General features: G+C 53.8%; 18 protein-coding genes. 5 read left to right on the top strand and 13 right to left on the bottom strand.

The features are described 5' to 3' along the window. Positions 1–8 precede the first annotated feature (8 nt). Genes K5L82_RS03545 through K5L82_RS03535 form a run of 3 tightly spaced genes read right to left on the bottom strand, consistent with a single transcriptional unit; the run spans position 9 to position 3,772 of the window. Positions 9–1,736, bottom strand: coding sequence for an alpha-amylase family glycosyl hydrolase (locus K5L82_RS03545; protein ID WP_223133191.1), 1,728 nt, complete (start codon positions 1,734–1,736; stop codon positions 9–11). Beyond that, a complete protein-coding gene (locus K5L82_RS03540) occupies positions 1,733–2,956 on the bottom strand; it encodes a glycosyl transferase (protein WP_223133190.1) in 1,224 nt (407 codons plus the stop codon). Before K5L82_RS03540 ends, K5L82_RS03545 begins: the two co-directional genes overlap by 4 nt. A 12-nt stretch (positions 2,957–2,968) precedes the next feature. Beyond that, entirely contained in the window at positions 2,969–3,772 is an 804-nt protein-coding gene (locus K5L82_RS03535; RefSeq protein WP_223133189.1) for an HAD-IIB family hydrolase, read from the bottom strand. A gap of 117 nt (positions 3,773–3,889) precedes the next feature. Between K5L82_RS03535 and K5L82_RS03530 the strand changes: the two genes are divergently transcribed. Continuing rightward, positions 3,890–5,344: a protein adenylyltransferase SelO gene (locus K5L82_RS03530; protein WP_223133188.1), complete on the top strand. Its 1,455-nt coding sequence runs from the start codon at positions 3,890–3,892 to the stop codon at positions 5,342–5,344. Between the two features lie 7 nt (positions 5,345–5,351). On the opposite strand, the gene K5L82_RS03525 is transcribed toward K5L82_RS03530, so the two are convergent. Beyond that, on the bottom strand, positions 5,352–6,698 hold the full coding sequence (locus K5L82_RS03525) for an AmpG family muropeptide MFS transporter (protein ID WP_410505848.1): 1,347 nt from the start codon (positions 6,696–6,698) through the stop codon (positions 5,352–5,354). An 85-nt stretch (positions 6,699–6,783) separates the two neighbouring features. Next, positions 6,784–7,266 carry a YajQ family cyclic di-GMP-binding protein gene (locus tag K5L82_RS03520; RefSeq protein ID WP_114334024.1) on the bottom strand — a complete coding sequence of 161 codons (483 nt, stop codon included), beginning with the start codon at positions 7,264–7,266 and terminating at the stop codon, positions 6,784–6,786. A 135-nt stretch (positions 7,267–7,401) separates the two neighbouring features. Here K5L82_RS03520 and K5L82_RS03515 point away from each other — a divergent pair, with 135 nt between their 5' ends. Further along, on the top strand, positions 7,402–8,373 hold the full coding sequence (locus K5L82_RS03515) for a response regulator (protein ID WP_223133186.1): 972 nt from the start codon (positions 7,402–7,404) through the stop codon (positions 8,371–8,373). Between the two features lie 218 nt (positions 8,374–8,591). On the opposite strand, the gene K5L82_RS03510 is transcribed toward K5L82_RS03515, so the two are convergent. The 6 genes from K5L82_RS03510 to K5L82_RS16715 form a co-directional block, all read right to left on the bottom strand. Beyond that, entirely contained in the window at positions 8,592–9,614 is a 1,023-nt protein-coding gene (locus K5L82_RS03510) for an AraC family transcriptional regulator (protein ID WP_223133185.1), read from the bottom strand. A gap of 91 nt (positions 9,615–9,705) precedes the next feature. Beyond that, on the bottom strand, positions 9,706–10,917 hold the full coding sequence (locus K5L82_RS03505) for an argininosuccinate synthase (RefSeq protein WP_133005010.1): 1,212 nt from the start codon (positions 10,915–10,917) through the stop codon (positions 9,706–9,708). 134 nt (positions 10,918–11,051) lie between these two features. After that, positions 11,052–11,453: a flagellar export chaperone FliS gene (fliS, locus tag K5L82_RS03500; protein WP_223133184.1), complete on the bottom strand. Its 402-nt coding sequence runs from the start codon at positions 11,451–11,453 to the stop codon at positions 11,052–11,054. A gap of 67 nt (positions 11,454–11,520) precedes the next feature. Further along, the gene (fliD, locus tag K5L82_RS03495) at positions 11,521–13,485 is read right to left on the bottom strand and encodes a flagellar filament capping protein FliD (RefSeq protein WP_223133183.1); all 1,965 of its coding nucleotides are present in this window, start codon (positions 13,483–13,485) and stop codon (positions 11,521–11,523) included. A 170-nt stretch (positions 13,486–13,655) separates the two neighbouring features. Continuing rightward, positions 13,656–14,090, bottom strand: coding sequence for a flagellar protein FlaG (locus K5L82_RS03490; RefSeq protein ID WP_223133182.1), 435 nt, complete (start codon positions 14,088–14,090; stop codon positions 13,656–13,658). Positions 14,091–14,160: 70 nt separating this feature from the next. Further along, positions 14,161–15,588 (bottom strand): flagellin, encoded by a 1,428-nt coding sequence (locus tag K5L82_RS16715; protein WP_223133181.1) that lies wholly within the window; start codon positions 15,586–15,588, stop codon positions 14,161–14,163. Between the two features lie 383 nt (positions 15,589–15,971). Between K5L82_RS16715 and K5L82_RS03480 the strand changes: the two genes are divergently transcribed. Further along, positions 15,972–17,468, top strand: coding sequence for a flagellin (locus tag K5L82_RS03480; protein ID WP_223133180.1), 1,497 nt, complete (start codon positions 15,972–15,974; stop codon positions 17,466–17,468). A 182-nt stretch (positions 17,469–17,650) separates the two neighbouring features. Next, positions 17,651–19,654 (top strand): hypothetical protein, encoded by a 2,004-nt coding sequence (locus tag K5L82_RS03475; protein WP_223133179.1) that lies wholly within the window; start codon positions 17,651–17,653, stop codon positions 19,652–19,654. A 34-nt stretch (positions 19,655–19,688) separates the two neighbouring features. Here K5L82_RS03475 and sbcB read toward each other — a convergent pair whose 3' ends face one another. After that, on the bottom strand, positions 19,689–21,137 hold the full coding sequence (gene sbcB / locus K5L82_RS03470; RefSeq protein ID WP_223133178.1) for an exodeoxyribonuclease I: 1,449 nt from the start codon (positions 21,135–21,137) through the stop codon (positions 19,689–19,691). A gap of 45 nt (positions 21,138–21,182) precedes the next feature. Next, the gene (locus K5L82_RS03465) at positions 21,183–22,070 is read right to left on the bottom strand and encodes a hypothetical protein (protein ID WP_223133177.1); all 888 of its coding nucleotides are present in this window, start codon (positions 22,068–22,070) and stop codon (positions 21,183–21,185) included. Positions 22,071–22,279: 209 nt separating this feature from the next. On the opposite strand from K5L82_RS03465, the gene K5L82_RS03460 reads away from it, so the two are divergent. Further along, positions 22,280–23,305: a response regulator gene (locus K5L82_RS03460; protein ID WP_223133176.1), complete on the top strand. Its 1,026-nt coding sequence runs from the start codon at positions 22,280–22,282 to the stop codon at positions 23,303–23,305. The last annotated feature ends 2 nt before the right edge of the window (positions 23,306–23,307 follow it).

Genomic DNA, 23,307 nt, shown 5'->3' with positions numbered 1-23,307 from the left:
TCAACACGCTAACAATTCGACAACCAAACACATTCATAGGGTTTAAGCGTGATCGCGCCACTCAAGTCATCAATGGGCTGCCCCGACAGCAAGTCGGTCCAGTGATCAGTGCCAATCAAATTAATTTCGCTAAGGGAAACCTGTTGCACATCGGCACTGATATTGTGGATACAGAAGATAGACTGCTCCCGATACTGACTCTGTCGCCAAAAACCAAACAACTTCAAACCTAAATGGAGGGTAAACTGAGTGGCATTGGGGTGGAACGCTGGTTGCGCTCGGCGAATATCGATCAGACGCCTAAGTTCTCGGTAAACCTTGCTTTCATGGCTGAGGGGGTCGGCGAGAATCGCCTCGAGCTCGTCCAGCTGGCATTGTCCCCGGTTAATGGAACGCAGCCGGCCGGTATGCTCTACTCGCTCATAATCGTTACCGGTGGCCAGCACACTGTGAATGTAAAAAGCAGGAATACCTTCCAGTGCCAGCATAACCGTGTGAGCACACAGAAAACGCTGGAGCTGCCGGTGGTCTGCGCCGCCCTCGGCCGTCCCTTTCAGGGCATCCCACAAGGCAATATTTAATTCATACGGCTGGTTACGGCCGTCGGCGGTGCGCCGGTAAGAGACTCGGCCCCCGAACGATTCCAGAGTATTGATCAGGCGCTGTTTTTCTTCTTCCTCCAAAAGCCCATCGGTCGGGCGCAGCCCAATACCATCGTGGGAAGCAATAAAATTCAGATAAGTGGTGCCCAACTGTGCTGGCGGCATGCTCATCAACCAGGTTTTTAGATGCCGGCAGTTACCGGTCACTAACGTGTTGATCAACAGCGGTGGCAACGAAAAATTATAAATGGCGTGAGCTTCGTTAGCGTTGCCGAAGTAGGTCAGGTTCTCCCGATTCGGCACGTTCGTTTCGGTGATCACAACGGCATCCGTTGTGTGATGCTCGATCAATAACCGAAGAATCTTGATCAGCTCATGAGTCTGCTGCAGATGAATACACGGTGTGCCCGGCTCTTTCCATAAAAACGCTACGGCATCCAGCCGAAAAATTATCACCCCCCGCTCAAGGTAGTTGCGGATAATGCCAGCAAACTCGATCAACACCTCCGGGTTGGCAAAGTTAAGGTCTGCCTGGTCTTCACTGAAGGTACACCATACATAACGTACCCCATCGTCGGTCTGAACCGGATTCAGCAAGGGCGAGGTCCGAGGCCGGACCACCTGACTCAGATCGTCTTTCGGATTCCCTTCAACAAAGTAATCCTTACCTGGCCCCACACGCTTGCGAAAGTTCTCAAACCACCGACTTCGAACAGACATGTGATTAATCACCAGATCCGCCATAAGCTTGTAATCCCCGGCAATCGCTTCCACGTCCCCCCAACAACCATGGGATTCATTCACGGCCTGGTAATCCATCACCGCAAAACCATCATCCGAACTGTAGGGGAAAAAGGGCAGAATGTGCACTGCCGTTACCACATCCTTCAGGTAGCCATCCAAAAACCGTTTCAGAGTTTCCAAGGGTTTCTCATCTGGGCATTGAACGGTATCAGCATAAGTGATCAACGCCACATCGGATTCACTCCAACGCTGTTGCTCCGGAGACAGTGCTTCAACATCCGGCTGCAGGCCCATTGCCGCTAGCAGCTGATCCGCCAGAAACTCGCAATCCAAACTTGGATAGACGACCTCCAGCATGGCCACCAAACGGCTTTCAAGCGTTTGTGTCACGGTCGGAACTCCTGATTGTCCAGCTCTACCGCTTCCAGCAGCTGCTCCCGAATGTCCGGTATCGCACTGGTGACCCGGTTCCAACTCGGGATGAACGGCGTATCCATAGGGTGGTCCAGAAAATGGGCACCGGCGTGCATAACATTCTGAGCAAACAGCTCTACGGCCTTTTCTTCCTTATGGCGATCAAAACTCAAGCCGTTAATCACTGCATCGTTCTGATAAGTTTCAACGAAATCTAGGGCAATGCGGAAATAACTGGCTTTGATGGTACGGAACTTCTCGCTCGAAAATATCTCACCGTTGGTGGCCAACTTTCGGAACAGGGCTTTGGAGATGTCCATGCTCATCTTCGACAATCCGCGGCTGGCATCTTCCGGCGACAGTTCCTGGTGTTTGTGATCATAGACATCTGCGATATCCACCTGGCACAAACGGTTGGTGGCGTAGTTTCGCTTCATTTCAGATAACACACCGATTTCCAGCCCCCAATCACTGGGGATGCGCAGATCGTTAATGACATCCGTCCGAAAGGAAAACTCACCGGCCAGCGGATAGCGATAGCTGTCCAGATAATCAAGAAAATCACTGTGCCCGCAGACTTTTTTCAGCGCGCGAATCAACGGCGTTACCAGCAACCGACTCACCCGACCATTCATTTTGCTGTCCGCCACTCGGGCGTAGTAGCCCTTGCAGAACATATAATTGAAGCCGGGATTAGCAACCGGGTAAATCAGCCGTGCCAGCAAGTCTCGGGAGTAGGTCAGAACGTCGCAGTCGTGCAGCGCCACCGATTCACCCACGCCGGACGCCAGCACATAGCCAAAGCAGTACCAAACGTTCCGCCCCTTGCCCATCTCGGTCGGCGCCAGATTTTGCTCCCGCAGTTTCAAATCCAGTGCCTGCAGTCTCGGGCCATCATTCCACAGCACTTTGAACGGCTGCGGCAGTTCTGAAAAATACTCCAGAGCGTGCCGATATTGCTCCTCGTTGGCCCGGTCCAGACCAATCACCACCTCATCCAGATAGGGGACTTTGCAGAGTTCCTGCACAATATTCTTCAGAGCCGGCCCTTCAAGTTCCGAATACAGAGACGGCAGCACCAGCGACATGGGCCGGGTTTCGCGAAAGCGCATCAGGTCTGCCTCGATGTCTTCCACCGGCCGGCGAACGAGGTTGTGCAGGGTGGTCACTATACCGTTCTGGTAAAAGTCGCCCATGGCGGCTCTCCTTTACTGATAACCGTACTCGAGTAGCAAGTTAAGTACGCAGGCGTTCCAACCCTCAGGGCCGGGGTTCAGAGAGCGCATGGCGTGCCGGGCGGGCGAAAACTGCAGTTGGTCACTGTTCACCCCTCGAATCACCACCGGAATATCGGCTTCTTCCAGCATCCTCTGATCATTCGGGCTGTCGCCCAGAGCAATGCTGATCACCGTTTCGTTACCGAAGCACTCCTGATAACGCTTCAGCAAGAACCGGGCCCCCTTTGCCTTATCAAAGGTGCCCATGGCATGCCAAAAGCGCCCGCCCTGCACCAGTCGCAAGCCCTCAAGCTCAAGCGCCGCGCGGAATTGCGCCAACTCGGCATCGGTTCCATCCCATAGCAGCGGTTCAGTGCCCAGGCGCTGTTTGGCTCGCTCCGCCTCGTCTTCTTTGAGTCCCGAAAGCTTTGCTACCTCATGAACAGACAAGTCAGAAAAGCCCCTGAACCGTGCACCCGCATTCCTCTGCACCAAAAGCGTGCACATTAACTCGTGATGGGGTACTCCGAAATGCACGATCTCCTCTTCGCGGCTTTCCAGGCACCCCGCGGGAATCACCACCACCGCTCCGTTCTCTGCAATATATGGAGCCCTGACCCTCATGGCACACTGCAGTACGCGCATCTCCACTGAGGTTTTACTGGAATTCAGCACCAGAGGAATCCCGTTCGCTGCCAGACGCTCCAGCGCAGGTAAGGCCGCACGCCAGCTGTAACTATGGTGATCCAGCAAAGTGCCATCCAAATCCGTAAAAACAACCAGTCGCGGTTGCATTCGACACCCCCACTCTGCACTCTGTTGTTGAGTCTTAGCCCGGTGGCACTTCATCTATAACTGTGTAGCCGGAGCTGGGCCGCTTAAAGTTTATCGATTCAAAAACCGGGCCAATGTATGAGCAACAACGCCTTCCAAGTGGAACACCGCTACCTCGATCTGCCAAACAGCTTTTACAGCAGGGTGCAGCCCACGCCTTTATCAAAACCCGAAGTGGTGTGCTTCAACCACAAGCTTGCCGCACGGCTGGGCTTTCATGTGCAGAATGAGCACGACTGGGCCGGAATCGGCGCGGGAGCAGAGTTACTGGAAGGTATGGACCCTGTTGCCATGAAGTACACCGGCCACCAGTTCGGCGTCTACAACCCCGAACTGGGCGACGGGCGTGGTTTGCTGCTCTGGGAAACCGTTGCGCCCGATGGCACACGCTGGGACTGGCACTTGAAAGGCGCGGGCAACACCCCCTACTCCCGCTTTGGAGATGGCCGTGCGGTATTGCGCTCCACCATTCGGGAATACCTGTGCTCGGAAGCCATGCACGGACTGGGCATTCCCACCACCCGCGCGCTGTTTATGGTGAGTGCAAAAGACCCTGTGCGCAGAGAATCCATAGAAACCGCCGCCAGCCTAATGCGCGTGGCCCAAAGCCACATTCGCTTCGGCCACTTCGAATTCGCCGCACATCACGAAGGCCCGGAAGCGGTGAAAACGCTGTTGGAGCACGTCATCAGCCTGCACTTCCCGCACCTGATCAACCTCCCCGAAGAGCAACGTCACGCCCGATGGCTGGAAGAAGTGGTCGAAAGCACGGCTCGGCTCATCGCCGATTGGCAAGCCGTCGGTTTCTGTCACGGCGTGATGAACAGTGACAACATGTCGATCATCGGTGACACCTTCGATTACGGCCCCTACGCCTTCCTGGACGATTTCGACGCTGGCTATATTTGCAACCACACCGACCAGGGCGGCCGATACGCCTACAACCGCCAGCCACAAATGGGCTTCACCAACTGTCAGTACCTGGCCAGCGCACTCTTACCGATCATGGACGAAGGCACCATTCGCCAATGCCTAAGCCATTACGAAAGCGCCTACAACGAACGTTTCAAACACACCATGTGCGGCAAACTCGGGTTGGAAGAAACCGATGAAGGCGATCTAAGTCTGATCATGGAAACCTTCAGCATGCTGCACGAACACAAAGTGGACTACACCCACTTTTTCCGCGGCCTGTCTAACCTGAATCGTCACGGCCATGGGCCAGTTCGGGACCTATTTGTAGACCGCAGCATCGCAGACGAATGGCTGGAGCGCTACCAAGCGCGCCTACAAAAAGAAACCCGCGCCCACGATGAGCGGGAATACGCCATGCGCCACGTAAACCCGAAGTACATCCTGCGCAACTACCTGGCCCAGCAAGTGATACTGGAAGCCCAAAACGGCGACTACGCACCCCTGAAAGAACTGTTGAACGTGTTGGAAAAGCCGTTCGACGAACATCTCAGTTACGAACGCTTTGCCGCCGCACCCCCGGATTGGGGCAAGCACATGAACATCAGCTGCTCATCCTGACCCCGGCTTACGATTTGGCGGGGGCTAAAGCATCCAGGCGGGCGGCATATTTGAAGAGGTAGAGCACCAGAAGGATCGCCGGAACCCCCATGGCTGCGGCCACGGCGAAGAACTCGGCGTAGCCGAAGTTGGCCACTACGATGCCGGAGAAGCCGCCAAGGAACTTGCCCGGCAAGGTCATCAGCGAGCTGAACAGCGCGTATTGAGTCGCCGTGAACGAAGCACTGGTCATGCTGGAAAGCCAGGCGATCAACGCCACATTAGCGATGCCGCCACTTAGGTTATCGGCACTGACCACCACCGCCAAGGTCGTCAAATCCGGCGGGTTTTGCGCCAGCCAGACGAACAGCAAGTTGGTCGCCGCTGTCAGCACCGCACCCGCCAGCAATATCCGCCGAACGCCGTAGCGCATCACCAGCACGCCACCCACCAGTGAACCGACAATCGTCATCAAAAAACCAAATACTTTGGTTACATCGGCCACTTCGGTTTTACTGAAGCCCATAAAATTCAGATAGAACGGATTGGCCATTACGCCCATGGCAATGTCGGATATCCTGTAAACCGCCACCAACACCAAAATGGCAATCGCCAGTTCCTTATAGCGGCGAAAGAAATCCACAAAAGGCCCGGCAATGGCGGCATAAAACCAACCGACGAAACGAGCCACCCGCGGTGGCAAATGGGTCCGTTTACTCGCTTCTTCTTCAATTTTGTGGGCAATATCCTGTGCCGCAGCGTAGTGGTTTATTTCAGGCTCTCGCGCTAACAGCACCGTTAACGCACCCACACCCACCAGCGCTGCCATTACCAGATACGACACTTCCCAAGACCAGAACGCCGCCAGATACAGAGCCCCGGCACCAGCGACCAGCAGCGCCAGCCGATAACCGAATATATAGGTCCCAGCTAGCGCCGCTTGCAACCGTTCTTCCGCAATCTCAATGCGGTAGGCATCAATCGCCACGTCTTGGGTAGCGGAGGAAAATGCCACCAACAAACCGCAAAGCGCCATTAGCTCCGGCGCCTTGACGGGGTCTACGGTAGCCATCAGGAACAAACCCAGCGCAATACCCGCCTGCGCCAATAAAATCCAACTTCGCCGTTTGCCGAACAGCTTATCCAACAGCGGCAATTTCAGACGATCCACCACCGGCGCCCAAATCACCTTGATGGAATAGGTAATGCCCAGCCAACTGAAGAAACCGATGGTGGCTGTTTCCACTCCCACATCGGCAAGGCGCGCGTTCAACGTAGAAAACACCAGCAGGAAAGGCAGCCCGGCGGAAAACCCGAGAAACAGCATGACAATCGACTGCCAGCGGGTATAAGTGTAGACAGATTCCCGAAGCAGAATCAGAAGGGAGCCGAGTTGGATAAGTTAATCTCCTGGGTCACAAAACAAAGGCCGAGTAGCGAAGACCCGGCCCCTGCACTCATTAATCGCGGAAGTTATTAAACTGCAGTGGAATATCCAGCTCTGCCTCACGCAGCATGGCAATGGCTTCCTGCAAGTCGTCACGCTTCTTGCCGGTTACCCGCACCTTGTCACCCTGGATGCTGGCCTGCACCTTCATTTTCTTATCCTTGATCATCTTCACGATCTTCTTGGCCATATCCGTTTCGATGCCCTGCTTCAGCGCGAAGTGCTGCTTCACCAGTTTACCGGCTTTGCTCTCGCCGTCTTCCGACAGCGCACGGCTATCAATGTTGCGCTTGGCGAACGCCATTCGCATCATTTCCACCAGCTGCTCCAACTGAAACTCCTGCTCGGCGCTCAGTGTCAGGCGCTTGTCTTCCAGCTCAATCCCGGCTTCTACATTTTTAAAGTCCCAACGGTTACCCAAATCACGCTTGGCTTGATCCACCGCGTTGGTGACTTCGTGCATTTCAATTTCTGAAACAATATCAAAAGATGGCATAGTCGTTATTCTCCAAAGGCCGCCGAGGGTATACTAGGGCGACATTTTAAATTCCGGATGATAGAAACCGCCAAAGCATACCAAGAGCGGCGACTAATCGCATCTGACAATGGCCTGGTAACAAGTAGATACACGATGCCCAATCTCGACCTACCCATTCTCGTAGTAGATGACGCAAAATTCAGCAGTATGGTGGTCGGCCGCACCTTGCGAAATGCCGGTTACCGCGACATACGCGTAGCCAACAACGCGCCCGCCGCTCTGAAGCTTATGGAAGAACGTGCCGTGAGCGTGCTCATTGCCGACTGGCTCATGCCAGAAATGGACGGTCTGGAACTGGCCGACCGCGTGCGCCAGCAAGATGAGCACGACAACCACTACACCTACATCATGCTGTTAACCGCCAAAGAAAGCGTAGAAGCGCTATCAGAAGCCTTTGACCGAGGCGTGGACGACTTCATCTACAAGTCAGACATGACCAAGCAGCTTATCCCCCGAATCTTTGCGGCCGACCGCATGGCCGACCGCCAGAATACCCTGCTGCGCGCCAACGCCTTGCTCGTCGAAAACAACCAGGAATTGGAAGATAACAACATCATTGATCTGGAAACCGGCCTGTGCAACGCCAAATACGCTCGCCAGTGTTTGGAGAAAACGCTGCGCCATGCGGAATCCCGAGGCGGCTCCACCGCTTACGTGATGTGCGGCATCCGCAACTGGCAGGAACTGAAACGCAAGCACCCACCCAGCATCATGAGCGAACTGTGCCTGGGCATCGCCCGCCGATTGAGCACCTTGATACGCCCGATCGACGCCTTGTGCCGCGTAGGTGACAACCAGTTTGCTACCGTGTCTTACTTCTCGAACAGCGATCACTGCACCACAACGGCCTTTCGTCGAATTTTCGACGGCATCAACCACAAAGCGCTGAAAACCTCGGCGGGTTATATTTCGGTGGAGGCCGGCATGGTGCTTTGCCGAGCCAGTGCCGAAGAAGGCACGCCGACAGTTCAAGATGTCGAACGGGCAGCGGTACAAGGCTTGGTAGACGCCTACGAAACCCGCCGCTTTACCGAAACCAAACCGGAATTACGGGAAAGTGTGTAGCAAATACATTCAGTAACACTGCGACACACATCACAAACAGACCGAACGTCCGAAAAGCCCTATTCTAAAGTTGTGGGATCAAGTAGTACCCACCCATGGCGGAGGAGCCGTGTAGTACCTCCGCCGCCGTATGGGTGCTCTCCCTCAGGATAAACGAATTTTTCAGGCACTTTCGTTCTTTCCGAATATTTTAGCCAGCTCCGATGAGCTGGCTTTCTTTATTGGGTTACACCTTTTCGATATTCCCCCGGTGTTTTCCCTGCAGCCGCCTTGAACTTCCGATGAAACGACGTGGTTTCGTTATACCCAAGGCGCAACGCAATATCCGGTATGCTCATCTGCGTGTCGCGCAAATAATCTTCCGCCATCTGCTGGCGCACCTCGTCCAACAACTTCTGATACGAAGCCCCTTCCTGGCTTAACTTGCGCTGCAAGGTTCGACTGGTCATCCCCAGATCTTCGGCAATCATATCCTGGCGGGTGATGCCTCGCGCCAATTGCCGCTGAATTCCCTGCTTTACCTTCGTCGTCAGGTCGGTGTCGGTTTCCAGTTCCGCCAATTGCGATAACGCATGCGCTTCCAGCGTTTTACGGAGCAAGGGGTCTGGCTGGCGCAACCGCGCAGACAACAACTCTTTACTCAGCGACAGCGTGTTTTCTTCCGCCCCGAATTCCACCGGGCAGCCCCAACGCTTTCGGTACTCGCCTTCGAGCGCCGGCCCGGGTGATTGCCGCTGCAACGTCACGAGCAGCGGCGCAGCCTCGCTGGTATCCGCCATCCAGCGGGCGTAATTCACCCAAGAAGCAAACACGTTATCCACCACATGAGGCTGAACCAGCGGGTCGGTGTAATTGCAGTGCCACACCAAAGTTACCCTATCTCCCGCCATTTGCATGCGAGTGGTACCCATATCACCCACCAGTTTTTCATAGGGCGCGATGCGAGTGATCGCCTCACCTAAAGTAGCGCAGCTCATTGTGATGTAACCGAGCACACTGTAAGAACCCGGCTGCACGAAATCGCCGGTTTCCAAGCCAAGAACGGGGTTATTCGAACGCTCCGCCAGCAAGCGCAGGAAGGTTTGAAACTGCTCACCGTCGATGCGCCCGTCATCACTCTCTAAAATATCTTCAGACAGCCCAGACTGGCGCAACAAATCCGCCACGGCCATCGAACTGGCATCGGCGAAGCGAACGTATTGACGAAGTGCAGCTACAGAAGCGGTTCCCAACTGGGTCATGGCGCAGACTTTGGTTGTTAGAGTTTTCAGTAGAGTATAATCAAAAACGCCCAGCATTGTGCCGGGCGTTTTTGATTCAATCAGACTGCTCTCAGAGCGAGCGGCCTTTACCGGCTGCAATACGCAACCGCAGCGCGTTCAGCTTGATGAAGCCTTCCGCGTCTTTCTGATCGTAAGCACCGTGATCTTCTTCGAAGGTCGCGATGGTTTCGTCGAACAGAGAGTCGTCAGACTTACGGCCCACAACGTCTACGTTGCCTTTGTACAACTTCAGGCGAACGGTACCGTTCACGTATTCCTGAGTCTGATCGATCAGCGCCTGCAGGGCTTCACGCTCAGGCGACCACCAGTAACCGTTATAGATCACCTCGGCATAGCGCGGCATGATGCTGTCTTTCAGGTGCGCCACTTCGCGGTCCAGAGTGATGGACTCAATCGCACGGTGTGCACGCAGCATGATGGTGCCGCCCGGTGTTTCGTAGCAGCCACGAGACTTCATGCCCACATAGCGGTTCTCTACGATATCCAAACGACCAATGCCGTTGGCACCTGCCATCTTGTTCAGGTTTTCCAGAACTTCGTGAGCCTTCAGCTCCTGACCATCGATGGCAACAATGTCGCCCTTGCGGTAGGTCAGCTCAACGTAAGTCGGCTCGTTCGGAGCCTCTTCCGGAGACACACTCCAGCGCCACATATCTTCCTCGGCTTCCGCCCAAGGATCTTCCAGATTCATGCCTTCGTAAGAGATGTGCAGCAGGTTGGCATCCATGGAGTACGGGCTCTTGCCCTTCTTCATCTCAACCGGAATGTTGCGCTCTTCACAATACTTCAGCAGCTTCTCGCGGGAGTTCAGATCCCACTCGCGCCACGGTGCAATTACCTTCACACCCGGCTTCAGTGCATAAGCACCCAGCTCGAAACGTACCTGGTCGTTGCCCTTACCGGTCGCGCCGTGAGAAATAGCATCGGCGCCGGTTTCGTTGGCAATCTCGATCAAACGACGAGAGATCAGCGGGCGGGCAATGGAGGTACCCAGCAGGTACTCGCCTTCATAGATGGTGTTCGCGCGGAACATCGGGAACACGTAATCGCGCACAAACTCTTCGCGCAGGTCCTCGATGTAAATTTCCTTCACGCCCAAGGCTTCCGCCTTCGCACGCGCCGGCTCTACTTCCTCGCCTTGGCCGATGTCGGCGGTAAAGGTAACCACCTCACAGTTATAAGTATCCTGCAACCACCGAACAATAACGGAAGTATCCAGGCCGCCGGAATAGGCCAGAACCACCTTTTTAATATCAGACATGTCTGTGCTCCAGACTGAACAGAATGGATGTAACAAAAAGAAGGGGCATATTGTACGGGATGGCGGGGGAGTTGGCTATTGGGAGGTGCACTCACCCTCTCCCACAAAGGGAGGGGTGAAGCGGAATTTAGAGCTTAGCCAACCTGCGCGGCCTGGGTAACAGCTTCTTCTCGGATGCCGTCCCAGCCTTCTTTGATCGAGCGCAGAAGGCTAATAACTTCATCCAGTTTGGCCATGTCGTTCTTGGCGCTGGCTTCCAGAAGCGTTCGCTCCATGTAGTCGTACAGCGCTTCAAGACGAGTTGCCAGTTCACCGCCCTTTTCGAAGTCCAGGAAGCTTTTTAGCCCACCTATGATTTCTATGGCTTTGCCGATTAGCTGGCCTTTACCGGCGTAATCGTTGGCCTGCATCCGGGCCTTGGCCATATTGATGCGCTCGATGGCACCGTTGTACAGCAGGTGAATCAGCTTATGGGGATCTGCATCGGTGATGCTGGTTTGGGTATTAACACGTTGGTACGCTTGTAAACCGTTCATAAAAACCTCGTTTAACCGTTAACCGGTTGGCCCCATATCAGAAGGCCCTTTTCTGAATATCGTATATTTACTCGGATTGATTGGGCGCTAAAGCGGCCAACTGCTGCGTTACATAATCTCGAGTGTTGTTAAGCTGTGCAATCAATGAGTCGGCAGCGCTGAACTGGGCAACAAGCCTTGCTTGATAGCTTTCAATCTTCAAATCCAGCTTAATGCGGTCTTCCTGGATACGTTCTAAATCCCGGTTTAGCGATTCGGTACGGGAGCTTAACGCGCCCTCGGCACCCAGGATATTGGTGATGGCATCTACCGCCCGCTCACTCACACCCTCAATAAAATTAACCTCCCCACGACTACCCACTTCGCCACCGGTAATACGAACCTGCAAGCCGGCGGCCTTATTGTTGGCATCGTTCGCAAGATACAGCACCTGTCCGTCGCCCTGTGCGGCCTGTCCATTGATCGTGCCTTCAACATCTTGCCCGGCAACACCGGTATTGGTGCTTAACCCTGTTACGTTAGCAAGTGCAGTCAGGTTAACATTGGAATCACTACCAAAGCGGTTCGATGTAAACGTAAGCCCTTCTGCAGGGTCATATGCCACCTGAACAGAACGGTCAGCCGCGCTCAGCGCCTGATTGTCTGCCAGCGCAGACTGAATGGCCGCAGCAAAATCAGCACCGGAGTAGTCACCTGCAGCGATGGAAACCGTTGCACTCGTTTCACCATCCACCTGAAACGTAAAACTGTTATCCGCTTGAACCTGGATAGCATTCGCAGTGTTCGGAACGCTATAGTTCAAGCTACCTCGGGTCGCCATTTGGGTCACATTAATATCGTAGCCGCCCGGAACAGTGTTCGTACCACTCCGAACAAACTCCACCTGAGAGTCTGTGGTTCTGCCCTGCTCGGCAAACAACGCTGTGACATCATCTGGATTTTCTAACAATTTCTGCTGGAACTTCTGGCTATCAAACTGCAACTCACCGGTACTGAAATCGGTACCAATACCCACATCCGCCAAACTGCGCACACTGGCATTTTCCAGACCCGGAATAATATCCGTTAGAACGCTTTTCAGTTGGTTTTGGATATTACGAACGGTCGAGTCGCCGGTCAGGATACTGCCTTGGCCGGTTTCGCTGTTGAACGTTGAAAGCTCCCGAATCGTGCCCTGTAGTTCGTTGAACTTATCCACGAAGACCTGAACACGTTCGGCAACCTCACCGGTGTCTTGCTCAACCTTAACGGTGGATTTACCCACATCCGTCAGATTGAACGTCAGCCCATCTACCACATTCTCAACAGTATTGGTGGAACGGGTAATCAGCACACCATTAATCTTCATCTGCGCATCGGCGGCAGTAATGGTTTGCTCCATCTTTGGATTGCCTGCAGCATCCGCTGGATCAAACGCAAACCCCGCCAATCCTTCCGCGCCGGCTTCTTCAGTCGCAGTAATTTTAACCGAATTGGCCGTACCGGTTTCGTCCGCCGATAACGTCAGGCGAAATCCGCTACCGGTATCAATTACACCTGCAGATACACCGGCGTCAGCGTCATTAATCGCATTCGCCAAACCCTGCAAAGTGTCGTTACTGGAATCAATGGTGATTTCGGTAGTTTTATCGCCCACCTGCAATGTAATCGTGCCACGACCAACACTGGTGGCATCTCGGTCAGCGAAGCTCTCAGTACTAGCCAACGCTTGGGCTTCCGCAAGAGCAACCACATCAAGGCTGTAAGAACCTCGGGCCGCCTTTCCGGCATCTACCGACACGTCGATATTGCTACCCGACGATGTCGCAGAAAATGACTTCATCGCGTCTGCAGAGCCAAGCTGTCGCATCGGCAACCGAAGTTCCGTTACCGCACTGCGAAGCTGCCCATAGGCAGAAATCAGAGCCTCGGTACGTGCCGTTTTCTGATCCAGCCGAACCTCGGTGGGCTTACGTTCCGCCGCCACCAACTGATCAACAAGATCGGATGTAAGAACACCGGACCCAACGCCTAACGATGATATACCTGCCATAATCCTGCATCCTCATGGGAGCGAATGTCTCTACTGTATAATTTATCGGCTACGAGCGGCAAAACTTTACCGCTAATTTTGGTAACCCATAAACCAGAACACCGCCAGCCCCTTTCGGGGTGGCGGTGCTGAAATACCGTGTTCAACACGTCCGCAAAAGCGGCAAGTTTTTACACTTTTATGTTGAACAACGTCAGCGGTTCATCCTGCTGCAATTTTTCTGCCAACCTCAATGCAACTTCGTTTGGCATCTGGCGGATCACTTCTTGGGTAGACTGGTCAACCACCTTCACGATGGTCTGACCGGATTCGTTATCCACCTCAAACTGAAGATCCCGCTGCACATTCTGAACAAAATCATTCAGCTGACTAACCGCTTGACCCAAGTCTTGTTGCTGCTCGTCATTTGCCTGCTTCAGCTTTTCAGCTTTCGAGGCTTCGTTAGCAACGCCAACATTTTGAATCTGACGATTTCCGGCAATAGGTGAAACAAGGTCGGGAGCATTTCCACCCTCGGCCTGAGATGACGACATTGCCTTAGCCGGAGCCGTGGCACCAGAGCGCACTAACTTCAGCTCCGGGTTATTCAGGTTAACGTCATTCATAGCTTTACCTCGCTAGACTCAAACGGCGTAAAGCCGGAACCCGAAGGCTCCGGCTATTACCGTTAATCCCTTACTGCAGGAGGGACAGTACCTGCTGCGGACGGGCGTTAGCCTGTGCCAGCACCGAGATACCAGCCTGCTGCAGCACCTGAGACTTGGCCAGGTTGGCAGTTTCTGCCGCGAAGTCAGCGTCCAGGATACGGCTGTTGGAGGCGCTGAGGTTTTCTACAGAGGTGCTCAGGTTGGCGATGGTGGACTCGAAGCGGTTTTGGATCGCACCTAGATCACCGCGAAGTGTATTCACTGTATCAAGCGCTGAATCTACTCTACGAATAGCGTCATTTGCACCAGCAACATCACTGATATCTATGTTCTCAAGTGCACCGCTCGCAGTACCCTGACCACCATTTTCAACGAAACCACTTGCATCAGTAACTGTAAAGTTCTCGCCTGCATTGATGGTTACCTGACCTTCGAGGGGATTTGCAACGGCAGCAGTGGTAAAGCCGATGCTATTCCCCATGGTGCCCGAAGCCAAAGTTCCATCGAAGTTCTGACCTGAGATGGTGATGTTTTCACCGCTCGCAGCAGTAAACGTAAGCTCGCCTGTTGTTTCTTCCGATACTGTAAGTCCCGAAATTCCCGCGGCTTTGATTTCAGCCATTAAGTCATTAGCTGTAAGCGTAGCACCGTCATTTATTGTTGCGCTTACGGTTGTTGCGTTGCCACTTCCAATTTGAATATTGAAAGTGTAATCGCCACCGCCCGAGGCTCCTGCCTCGACGTCACCAAAGTCGAGAACTTGAACGTTCGTTGCCGTCGCAGAAAGACCTGAGATGCCTGCAGAACTAATGCTTGCAGCAACATCTGCAGCAGAATCAGTGGCCCCCACAGTAATGTCCACCGGATCCCTCTCACCCAATGCAATACTGAAGGTTCCACCCGCCCCAGAAGTTACCTGCAAATCCGCCAACTCACTAATAGCACCGATCTGGTTTTTGCGCGTACCTTGGCCCAAGTCGATACCAATCGTTTCTCCCGCATTTGCACCAACCTGAAATTGCTTTTCAGCGAATGAGCCATCCAGCACTTTCAACCCATTAAAAGCGGTTTGGGAGGAAATGCGATCAATTTCTTGGATACGCTGCTGAACTTCGGCGTCAAGCGCTTCACGATCGGAAGTACTGTTGGTCGCGTTAGCCGACTGAACTGCCAACTCACGAATCCGCTGCAGGTTATTGGTAATCTCATCCAGCGCGCCTTCAGCCGTCTGCGCCAAAGAAATACCGTCGTTAGCGTTACGAGTGGCAACATTCAAACCAGAGATCTGGGACTGAAAGCGAGTAGAGATCGCCATACCCGCAGCATCATCTTTAGCTGAGTTGATGCGCAGGCCAGAAGACAAACGCTGAAGCGCCTGATCGTTCATGTTTTGGGACTTACCCAACTGGTTCTGAGCGTTCAATGAAGCGACGTTAGTGTTAATTCCGAGAGCCATTATGCTTCCCCTTCGACAGATGTCGTTATTTCATGGTTAAGGTCAGGCGTTCTCTTTTTTTGGTTAGGAGCGCCGCCCTGTTACTTCACTTAACGGCACCTGATCGGGTTGCTTTAGGAAAAATGGAATTTTCTTTGTAAAAGAATGTAAAAGCGGCAAGCAACTTCCGATTTTGCTGACGGCAAGTTGGCAAAGAGCATGCATCCGAAAGAACCAATCCGACACCAATTACTTTAATAACAAGAAGATAAAACCAGATCTAAGATCTTGGCACACCCTTCGCTTAACTCCCATCAACACGGTAAATAAACAACTTTTCTGCCGGCGCAGCGCCCTGACTTTCAGGCTCTGAGCTTCCGGCATCTCTGAGCAGGGAGAACGATATGCCTCAGGTAATTAACACCAACATGGCGTCGCTGAACGCCCAGCGGAACCTCAACGCCTCACAAAGCCAGGCCAATACTGCGCTGGAGCGTTTATCCTCAGGTTTGCGCATTAACTCCGCTAAGGACGATGCCGCGGGGCTTGCGATATCTGAACGCTTCCAATCTCAAATCTCAGGCTTAAATATCGCCCAGCGGAATGCCAACGATGGCATTTCTTTGGCCCAGACCGCGGAAGGCGCGATGGATGAGATTACCAACAACCTGCAGCGGATCCGGGAACTGGCCGTTCAGTCCGCTAACGCCACAAACAGCGTTTCAGACCGCCAAGCTCTGAATCAGGAAGTGCAGCAGCGAATTGAAGAGATAAATCGGATTGCTAGCCAGACTTCCTTTAACGGCCTAAAAGTTCTCGACGGCACGTTTGATACCCAAACGTTCCAGGTTGGCGCTAACACTGGCGAGACTATTTCTGTTAGTGGTTTGGACTCGCGGGGGAGCCAAATTGGTGGAACTGTTGAACAAACCAGTGTTTTTGGGAATCGGGCGCTTGATCCGGGCGTGTTTAGCGTAAATACATCGACGCTAGACTTTGATTCTAGCTCGGGCGTATCCACTAACGGGACAGGGCTAACCATTTCGAGCGCCACCAACCCTAGCCTTGCAACCTTAGAAATTAAAGGCGCAAAAAATATAGACGAAGCAGTTGCCCAGCTTCAAACCCAAATTAGCCAAAATCAAGAACTCGAAGGTCTATCCGTTGAGCAGGATGACACTGGCTTCCGGTTCGTTAACAATACATCAGTCGGCCTAAGCATCGCAGGAAGCTTAACCGACGGAACTGGGAATACTGGTGCAAACACTGGCCCATTCTCGGCTAATGTTGCGACAACCGTTCATGAACACTTTAAAGACGGCAAAACCATCGACTTCGAAGTAGACATCGATGGAGCAAAAATTCCAGTCGAGGGCGCAACCTCTCTAAACGACATTGTTGCCAAGGTAAACGCCCGTACGAATGAAACCGGGATTAAAGCCAACCTCGATTCAACTAACGACAACATCGTGTTCTCGTCACAGTTTGGCGAACCGTTCACCATCGGAATTACCGCGGATACAAACGGTGATGCTACGAACAACATTGACTTTAAAGTTTTCGGGACAGCCGACAGCGATACCGTTTCGATGAACGAGATCGACATCTCGACTCGGGAAGGCGCCGATCTAGCCATGATCGCCGTCGACTACGCCATCGATACTATCAATGGCTACCGCGCTGAACTCGGTGCCGTCCAAAACCGCTTCGAGTCCACCATCGCGAACCTGAGCACTACCTCAGAAAATCTATCGGCCTCCAATAGTCGAATCCGCGATGCGGACTTCGCTGCGGAAACCGCAGAATTGGCTCGTACCCAGGTGCTTCAGTCTGCTGGCTTGTCTGTTCTGGCACAGGCCAACGCTAGGCCGCAGCAGGTGCTACAGTTGCTGCAAGGCTAAACCAAAACAGCGAACTAAAACGGCCAGGCTAATTACCTGGCCGTTTTTATTTAGAGCCCGCTAAACCACCGAAACCACTCAAAACTGGCACACCTTTCGCAATACCTTCCTCAAAGCACGGCAATCCGCAAAAAACTGCAGACCTTTGCCGCATCGGATTATGGCTGGTAACGAGGTGTTCCATGCACGTACAAGAAAACAACGCTCATTTTTCCCGTTCGGTTCAGGCGCAAGTCGCTCGCTTGGTTTTGCAGGCGAATTTGGCCTATGGCGAGTCCAACACTAATGGGCTTTCCTACACCCAAAGGCTGAAGGCGCGTGAGGAGTGCCGTGCGTATCTGGCCGCCGCCTTGGCGATTGAGGCAGGCAACGCCGCAGCACTGGGTTTGTCGGGCCGGGTGGAGATGGACGATGGCGAGCTGGATAAAGCCCAAGCCTTATTCAATGCCAGCTTGAACAGTCAGCCGGGGCAGGCGCAGCAGTATTGTAATCTGGGCTATTGGGCCCTGAAGACTGAGCGGCCAGCTCTGGCGGAAGAGTATTTCCTTGAAGCACTGGAATCCGAGCGGCAATCTGCCGCCGCTTTCTGCGGGGTTGCCCATGCCAAACGCCTGCAAGGCCAGTTCGATGTTGCCTTCTTACATTACCGCAAACTGCTGCAAACCGGTTCCGAGTGGGATTCTGTCTATTCCGGCATGCTGACCTGCGCGCAAAACCTGGAAGTCCACCACGCAGACGCGGAACTGACACAAGACGCCATTGCCCTACTCCGTCAAGACGGCTTGCCGCATCAAGAGATCGGCCGGTTTGTGGGTGCCGTCGTTCAGCAGCAGTACGATTTGAACAACCCCAAAGCTGAGATCTTTCTGGATGCAGCCGCGGAAGATGAATTGCTGATTCTCGCGCTCAAGAAAACCTTAATGCCCAGCGCTGAAGTCGAAGAGCTGGTTACTATGCTTCGCCGCAGCATTCTGGCGGAAGTCGCGCAAACCGTTGGCTTGCGGGACGAGCTTCAGTCTTTATGCCTGGCCATTGCCGAATACGCCGACCGAACCGGTTACGTTTTAGCGGCGGACGATGACGAAGAGCGACTGATCACCACAATTAACGACAGCATCGTCGCCCAGTTTGCGATGGGCGAGCCGCAAGAAGCGCTGATTGGCAGCCTGATGATCAGCGCCCTGTACGGCGCCCTATTCCATCAAAGTTTTGCGATGAACCTTGGCCAGTGGAACTTGGTTGACTGGCCCGTTGCCATGCAGCCCATGATGGCCGCCAGCTACTACAATCGGGCAGAAGAAGAAGCCATCAAACAAAACTTTGATGAGAAAGCCGACGAACTCTGCCTAGCGAAAACGGATGTGCAGCAAGCCTGGCCCGCGTGGAGCCAGGTGGCTTACCGTGCCGAAACCAGCCTGAAAGCGGTGATGGTGCAGGAGCTGGGTTTAAGCACCAAACACCTTCCCGCCACCCTGCGCATCATGGTCTGCGGCGCACAGTCTGGTCAGCGGGCGATGGAGTTGGCGCAGTATCTGGATGATGTGGAAGTTATCGCGGTTGACGAATCCCTCGCCAACATCGCCAAGGCCACGCGTATGGCCAGCATCCTGAACATCAACAATATCGTGTTCTGGCCGTGGTCCATCGCCCAGCGATTCGTGGCGGATGGCCATCAAGTTCATTGGGTAGAAGTCGGCCGCTTGCCTTCACCGGCCATGACAGAGCTTTCTGTTGCTGCACTGATCAATAGCGCTTCCACCAGCGGAGCCGTGGTTCACATGCATACCAACATGGCCGAACAAACCGTCGGCGACAAGCACATCCGCCGCTTGATTGATGAGCACACCCTGCAACCCACGCGCACCGCTTTGCGCCAACTGCGGCGCATGGTACTGGCAAACAAGCAGGACTCCACCTGGGTCGACCTACTGAAAGACCAAGCTTTCTACAGCCTAGGCGGCTGCCGCGACCGCTGGTTCCGCCCGCAAGATGCCAGTCAGCTGAAAGATCTACTGGCGCTTGTCAGCAACGAAGTGGAATGGAAACTCGTCAAAGCCCGCGATGAAGATGGTCACAGCTTGGCGACTGCGCCGGTGCAGAAGCAGATTCAGGCGGAGGCACTGGGGAGTGAAGTGCAGAGCTTGGTGGGGCAGAGTTTGAGTGTTTATTTTCAGAAGCGGAGATAAACGAAACGAGGGGCCAATCTTGGCCCCTCGTTTTTTACATATAAGGAATCAAAGACTCCCCATACAAATGTAAATCCTCCAAGATCTGCTGGTTTCTGGGCGACAACTCCGGATCGCTCGCGAGGCGTTGCAACTCCAGCCCGTAGGCTTCCAGTGACCGCCAGCCTTTCTTCGGCTTCATCAGGCGCTCCGTTCTGAAGGTTTCCCAGCGTTCCATTTCCTCGCCGCTTAGGGTGTTCGGATAGTTTCGGGCGCGGTAGCGGAAGAGCATCTCGCTTAAACGCTCGTCATCAAACCTCACTTCTTGCTCACCTAACGTCTCTACCGGCTGGGCGATCAGATCTTTAAGCCGCTCACGGTCGGCGTTGCTGATGAAGCCGCCAGCATAAATTTGCTCGTCTGGGTCGGTGAGGTCACTGCCTTCAAAGCTGCGATCAAAGGCTTGGGCAATGCGTGCCGACAAGTCCGGGGCGTTCCGCAGTTTGGCCAGATTCGCGCGCAGTACATCACCATCCAACTCCAGCTCAGACAAGCGTTCTTTGGAGAGCGTAGACAGCATGTTCGCCGGCGCCAGTACCGGGCACTTGTTTACCTGAATACCTTTCAGGGGGAAGCGCTGTACGCCCTCACCTAGCTCGGCCTGTGAAGTAAACACTCGCTCCTGAATCTGTTCCGGCGTGGCGTTGATGAGTTCCGTTGGGTCTTCCCGCAGGTCGTAAACGATGACCTGGTTCTTATTAGTGGGGTGTTCCGCCAAGGGCGCAACCAATGCACAGCAACCACGGCTGGCTGGAAATTTGGCGGAGATGTGGAAAACCGGTTTCATAGTGCCGGCGTCCAGCATCTGGCGGGCCGCGTGTTTGTCTTTGTTCTTCAGGACAAAATCAAACAGTTTGGGTTGTTTATCTTTAATCAGCTTGGCCACGGCAATCGTCGCCCAAACATCGGACATCGCATCGTGGGCCGCTTCGTGGGCAATGCCGTTGGCCGCGGTGAGTTCCTCCAAGCGGAAGCTGGGGCTGCCGTCTTCTTTGCGCGGCCAGTTGATGCCTTCCGGTCGCAGGGCGTAGGTCAGCCGCACCATGTCGATGATGTCCCACCTGGAGTTGCCGTTCTGCCATTCCCGGGCGTAGGGGTCGCGCAGATTTCGGTACAAAGTATTACGGGTGACTTCGTCATCAAAGCGGAGGCTGTTGTAGCCCACCACACAAGTGCCGGGCTGACTGAAGGCTTCGTTGATCTGCGCAATGAATTCCGCTTCTGGGAAGCCATCTTCCAGAGCTTTTTGCGGGGTGATACCGGTAATCAAACAGGCTTCAGGGGAAGGCAGGTAGTCGTCCGTCGGTTTGCAGTAAATCACCAACGGATCTTCGATCACGTTCAAATCCGCATCGGTCCGAACCCCGGCAAACTGGGAGGGCCGGTCGTGCAGCGGGTCTACACCAAAGGTTTCGTAATCGTGCCAGTAAAAAGAGCGGATCAAAGGAAGACTCCCACCTTGTGAATTAGTAGCAGGAGTCTAACAAAATCAAAACAACTTAGTCCCCATATCCACCTGATGGGTTCGCCGACGATCGATACCGGGACCGATCAACTGCTGAACATCAACGGTCATATTCGTCGGCAGGTTGAGATACACCCCTTTGCCAACATCAATAGAGCTCATGCCATCCAGCGTTTGCCAAGCCACATTGTCGTCTCGCTGAAAACCAATAAAGAAACCATCTGTAAAACCCGCCACACCGGCTTGCCCGGAGTCTTCACCGATATCGATCGAGCGGAGCTGGGTTAACGGCGCACAATTGGTTGCCACATCGCAATTAGCCACGGCATTCGGGTCATTGGGCTTCAAGCCGATGTGCGTAGCACGGTCATCCGTTGCGGCACCGCCCGCGCCATCAAAAAGCTGAGTATCATACACCTGCCCACCGGACTCAATCTGCATTCCTATATTGCCGCTAAAACTGGTGGTATTGGAGGAAACCGATCCGCGGGCCTCGTGAAAGCCCATACGAAAGCCGGCCAAACCAGCGGCATCCTCTGCCAGTTCGATGTAAGGGCGGCGAGCTTCGAAGGGAACGACGTCGCCTTCGTTATAAGTCACACCGTTATAGACTTCACCATTAACCCGTGCAATATGACCAAGGGCGAGATGGCTGGCCGCGAAATCCACGCCCGCATCTATTTCACCAACCTTTACGTCATCTACATTCACCCGGGTTTCCACATCCATACCTAGCGACATCCGGGTAACGTTGTGATTTTGGCCGACAATGTTTTCAACCTGCATAAACGCCTGCCCCGTCACATCACCCATCGCGTCATCAGAAATGGGTGCCAATTCCGCTTGGGCAACGGGCAAAATACCTAAGCAAAAAACAGTAAGGGCAGCGTATCCGTACGCTCGCTTGATCATAGATTGTGTCTCTATTTGTTTTTTTAGCACGCAACCACTATATCCGAGAGCCGATTCAACATTGAGTGAGCCACTTCACAATCAGTCGTTCCGGTTAGTGGATAGTTGCCAAGCTTGGTAAACGCCACCGACCAAAAGAGTAGCGCACAGATACACATTCCATTAGGCTACTCTTGTTACTTTACGGTTCGGGCACCAAAATACACTCCATGAGCACCAAAATTCTGATCTGCGACGACTCCGCACTCGCCCGCAAACAAATGGCCCGTGCGCTGCCCCTTGGCCTGGCAGACAGCGTGCTATTTGCACAAGATGGCGAAGAAGCGCTCACTGCTCTGCGCAAAGGCCAAGCGGAACTGCTGTTTCTGGACCTCAACATGCCGGGTTTAGACGGCTACCAAGTGCTGGAACACATCCGCAAAGAAGACCTGCCGGTGCTCACCATTGTCGTTTCCGGTGACATACAGCCCGAAGCCCGGGAACGGGTGCGCAAACTGGGCGCCATCGATTTCATTAAAAAGCCGACAAGTACAGAGCTTGTGGCAGACTTGCTGCAGGAGTACGGCTTTTTTCGGCCGGAAGAACTTTCGGCGCTAGCGGCCAAGAATAGTGCTTTCTCAGAGCCAAGCCGCACGCCAGAAATATCCGTCAGCCTCACGGAATACCTGCAAGAAACCGCCAACGTCGCCATGGGTCGTTCATCGGACTTACTGGCCCGACTGCTTCGGGTGTTCGTTAAACAGCCTATTCCGAAAGTCGCTTTCATCGCCAGCTCTGAACTTCACATGGCGATTTCCTCAGCCGGAGCCGGCAACACCTTTTCTGCGGTATGCCAAGGCTTCACGGGCTCGGGTGTCGCTGGTGAAGCACTGCTGTTATTCGACGATGCCAGCTTTGAAGAAATGGCAGAACTGCTTCATTACGAAGGCGTAGAAGGCGATGCCATCGATGTTGAAGTGCTGATGGACATGTCCAGCATACTGTTTGGCGCCTTCCTGAACGGCGTGAGTGATCAGCTCGACATTAAACTGGGGCTTGGGCACCCAACCGTACTGGGCCAGCACCGCCCTATTAACGAATTGCTGGAGCACCACAGCAGTCGCGAAGAACAGCTACTGTGCCTGGAAATCTGCTACACCATCGAAAACAGGGACATTCGCTGTGACATGCTAGTTTTGTTTACCGAAGACTCTGTGCCCTTCCTGGAAAAACGTCTCGAATATCTGGTGGATTGACC

The sequence above is a fragment of the Marinobacter sp. AL4B genome (assembly GCF_019916045.1).
In the GTDB taxonomy this organism is placed as follows: domain Bacteria; phylum Pseudomonadota; class Gammaproteobacteria; order Pseudomonadales; family Oleiphilaceae; genus Marinobacter.
This window is presented reverse-complemented; position numbering and strand designations above follow the sequence as displayed.

Bases quoted from the DNA above. Each gene is read 5' to 3' on its own strand.
- fliS (WP_223133184.1), bottom strand. From the start codon at position 11,453: ATGAACGGTTTACAAGCGTACCAACGTGTTAATACCCAAACCAGCATC.
- K5L82_RS03515 (WP_223133186.1), top strand. From the start codon at position 7,402: ATGCCCAATCTCGACCTACCCATTCTCGTAGTAGATGACGCAAAATTC.
- K5L82_RS03530 (WP_223133188.1), top strand. From the start codon at position 3,890: ATGAGCAACAACGCCTTCCAAGTGGAACACCGCTACCTCGATCTGCCA.
- K5L82_RS03535 (WP_223133189.1), bottom strand. From the start codon at position 3,772: ATGCAACCGCGACTGGTTGTTTTTACGGATTTGGATGGCACTTTGCTG.
- K5L82_RS03505 (WP_133005010.1), bottom strand. From the start codon at position 10,917: ATGTCTGATATTAAAAAGGTGGTTCTGGCCTATTCCGGCGGCCTGGAT.
- K5L82_RS03475 (WP_223133179.1), top strand. From the start codon at position 17,651: ATGCACGTACAAGAAAACAACGCTCATTTTTCCCGTTCGGTTCAGGCG.
- K5L82_RS03465 (WP_223133177.1), bottom strand. From the start codon at position 22,070: ATGATCAAGCGAGCGTACGGATACGCTGCCCTTACTGTTTTTTGCTTA.
- fliD (WP_223133183.1), bottom strand. From the start codon at position 13,485: ATGGCAGGTATATCATCGTTAGGCGTTGGGTCCGGTGTTCTTACATCC.
- K5L82_RS03460 (WP_223133176.1), top strand. From the start codon at position 22,280: ATGAGCACCAAAATTCTGATCTGCGACGACTCCGCACTCGCCCGCAAA.
- K5L82_RS03490 (WP_223133182.1), bottom strand. From the start codon at position 14,090: ATGAATGACGTTAACCTGAATAACCCGGAGCTGAAGTTAGTGCGCTCT.
- K5L82_RS03540 (WP_223133190.1), bottom strand. From the start codon at position 2,956: ATGGGCGACTTTTACCAGAACGGTATAGTGACCACCCTGCACAACCTC.
- K5L82_RS03510 (WP_223133185.1), bottom strand. From the start codon at position 9,614: ATGACCCAGTTGGGAACCGCTTCTGTAGCTGCACTTCGTCAATACGTT.
- K5L82_RS03480 (WP_223133180.1), top strand. From the start codon at position 15,972: ATGCCTCAGGTAATTAACACCAACATGGCGTCGCTGAACGCCCAGCGG.
- K5L82_RS16715 (WP_223133181.1), bottom strand. From the start codon at position 15,588: ATGGCTCTCGGAATTAACACTAACGTCGCTTCATTGAACGCTCAGAAC.
- K5L82_RS03520 (WP_114334024.1), bottom strand. From the start codon at position 7,266: ATGCCATCTTTTGATATTGTTTCAGAAATTGAAATGCACGAAGTCACC.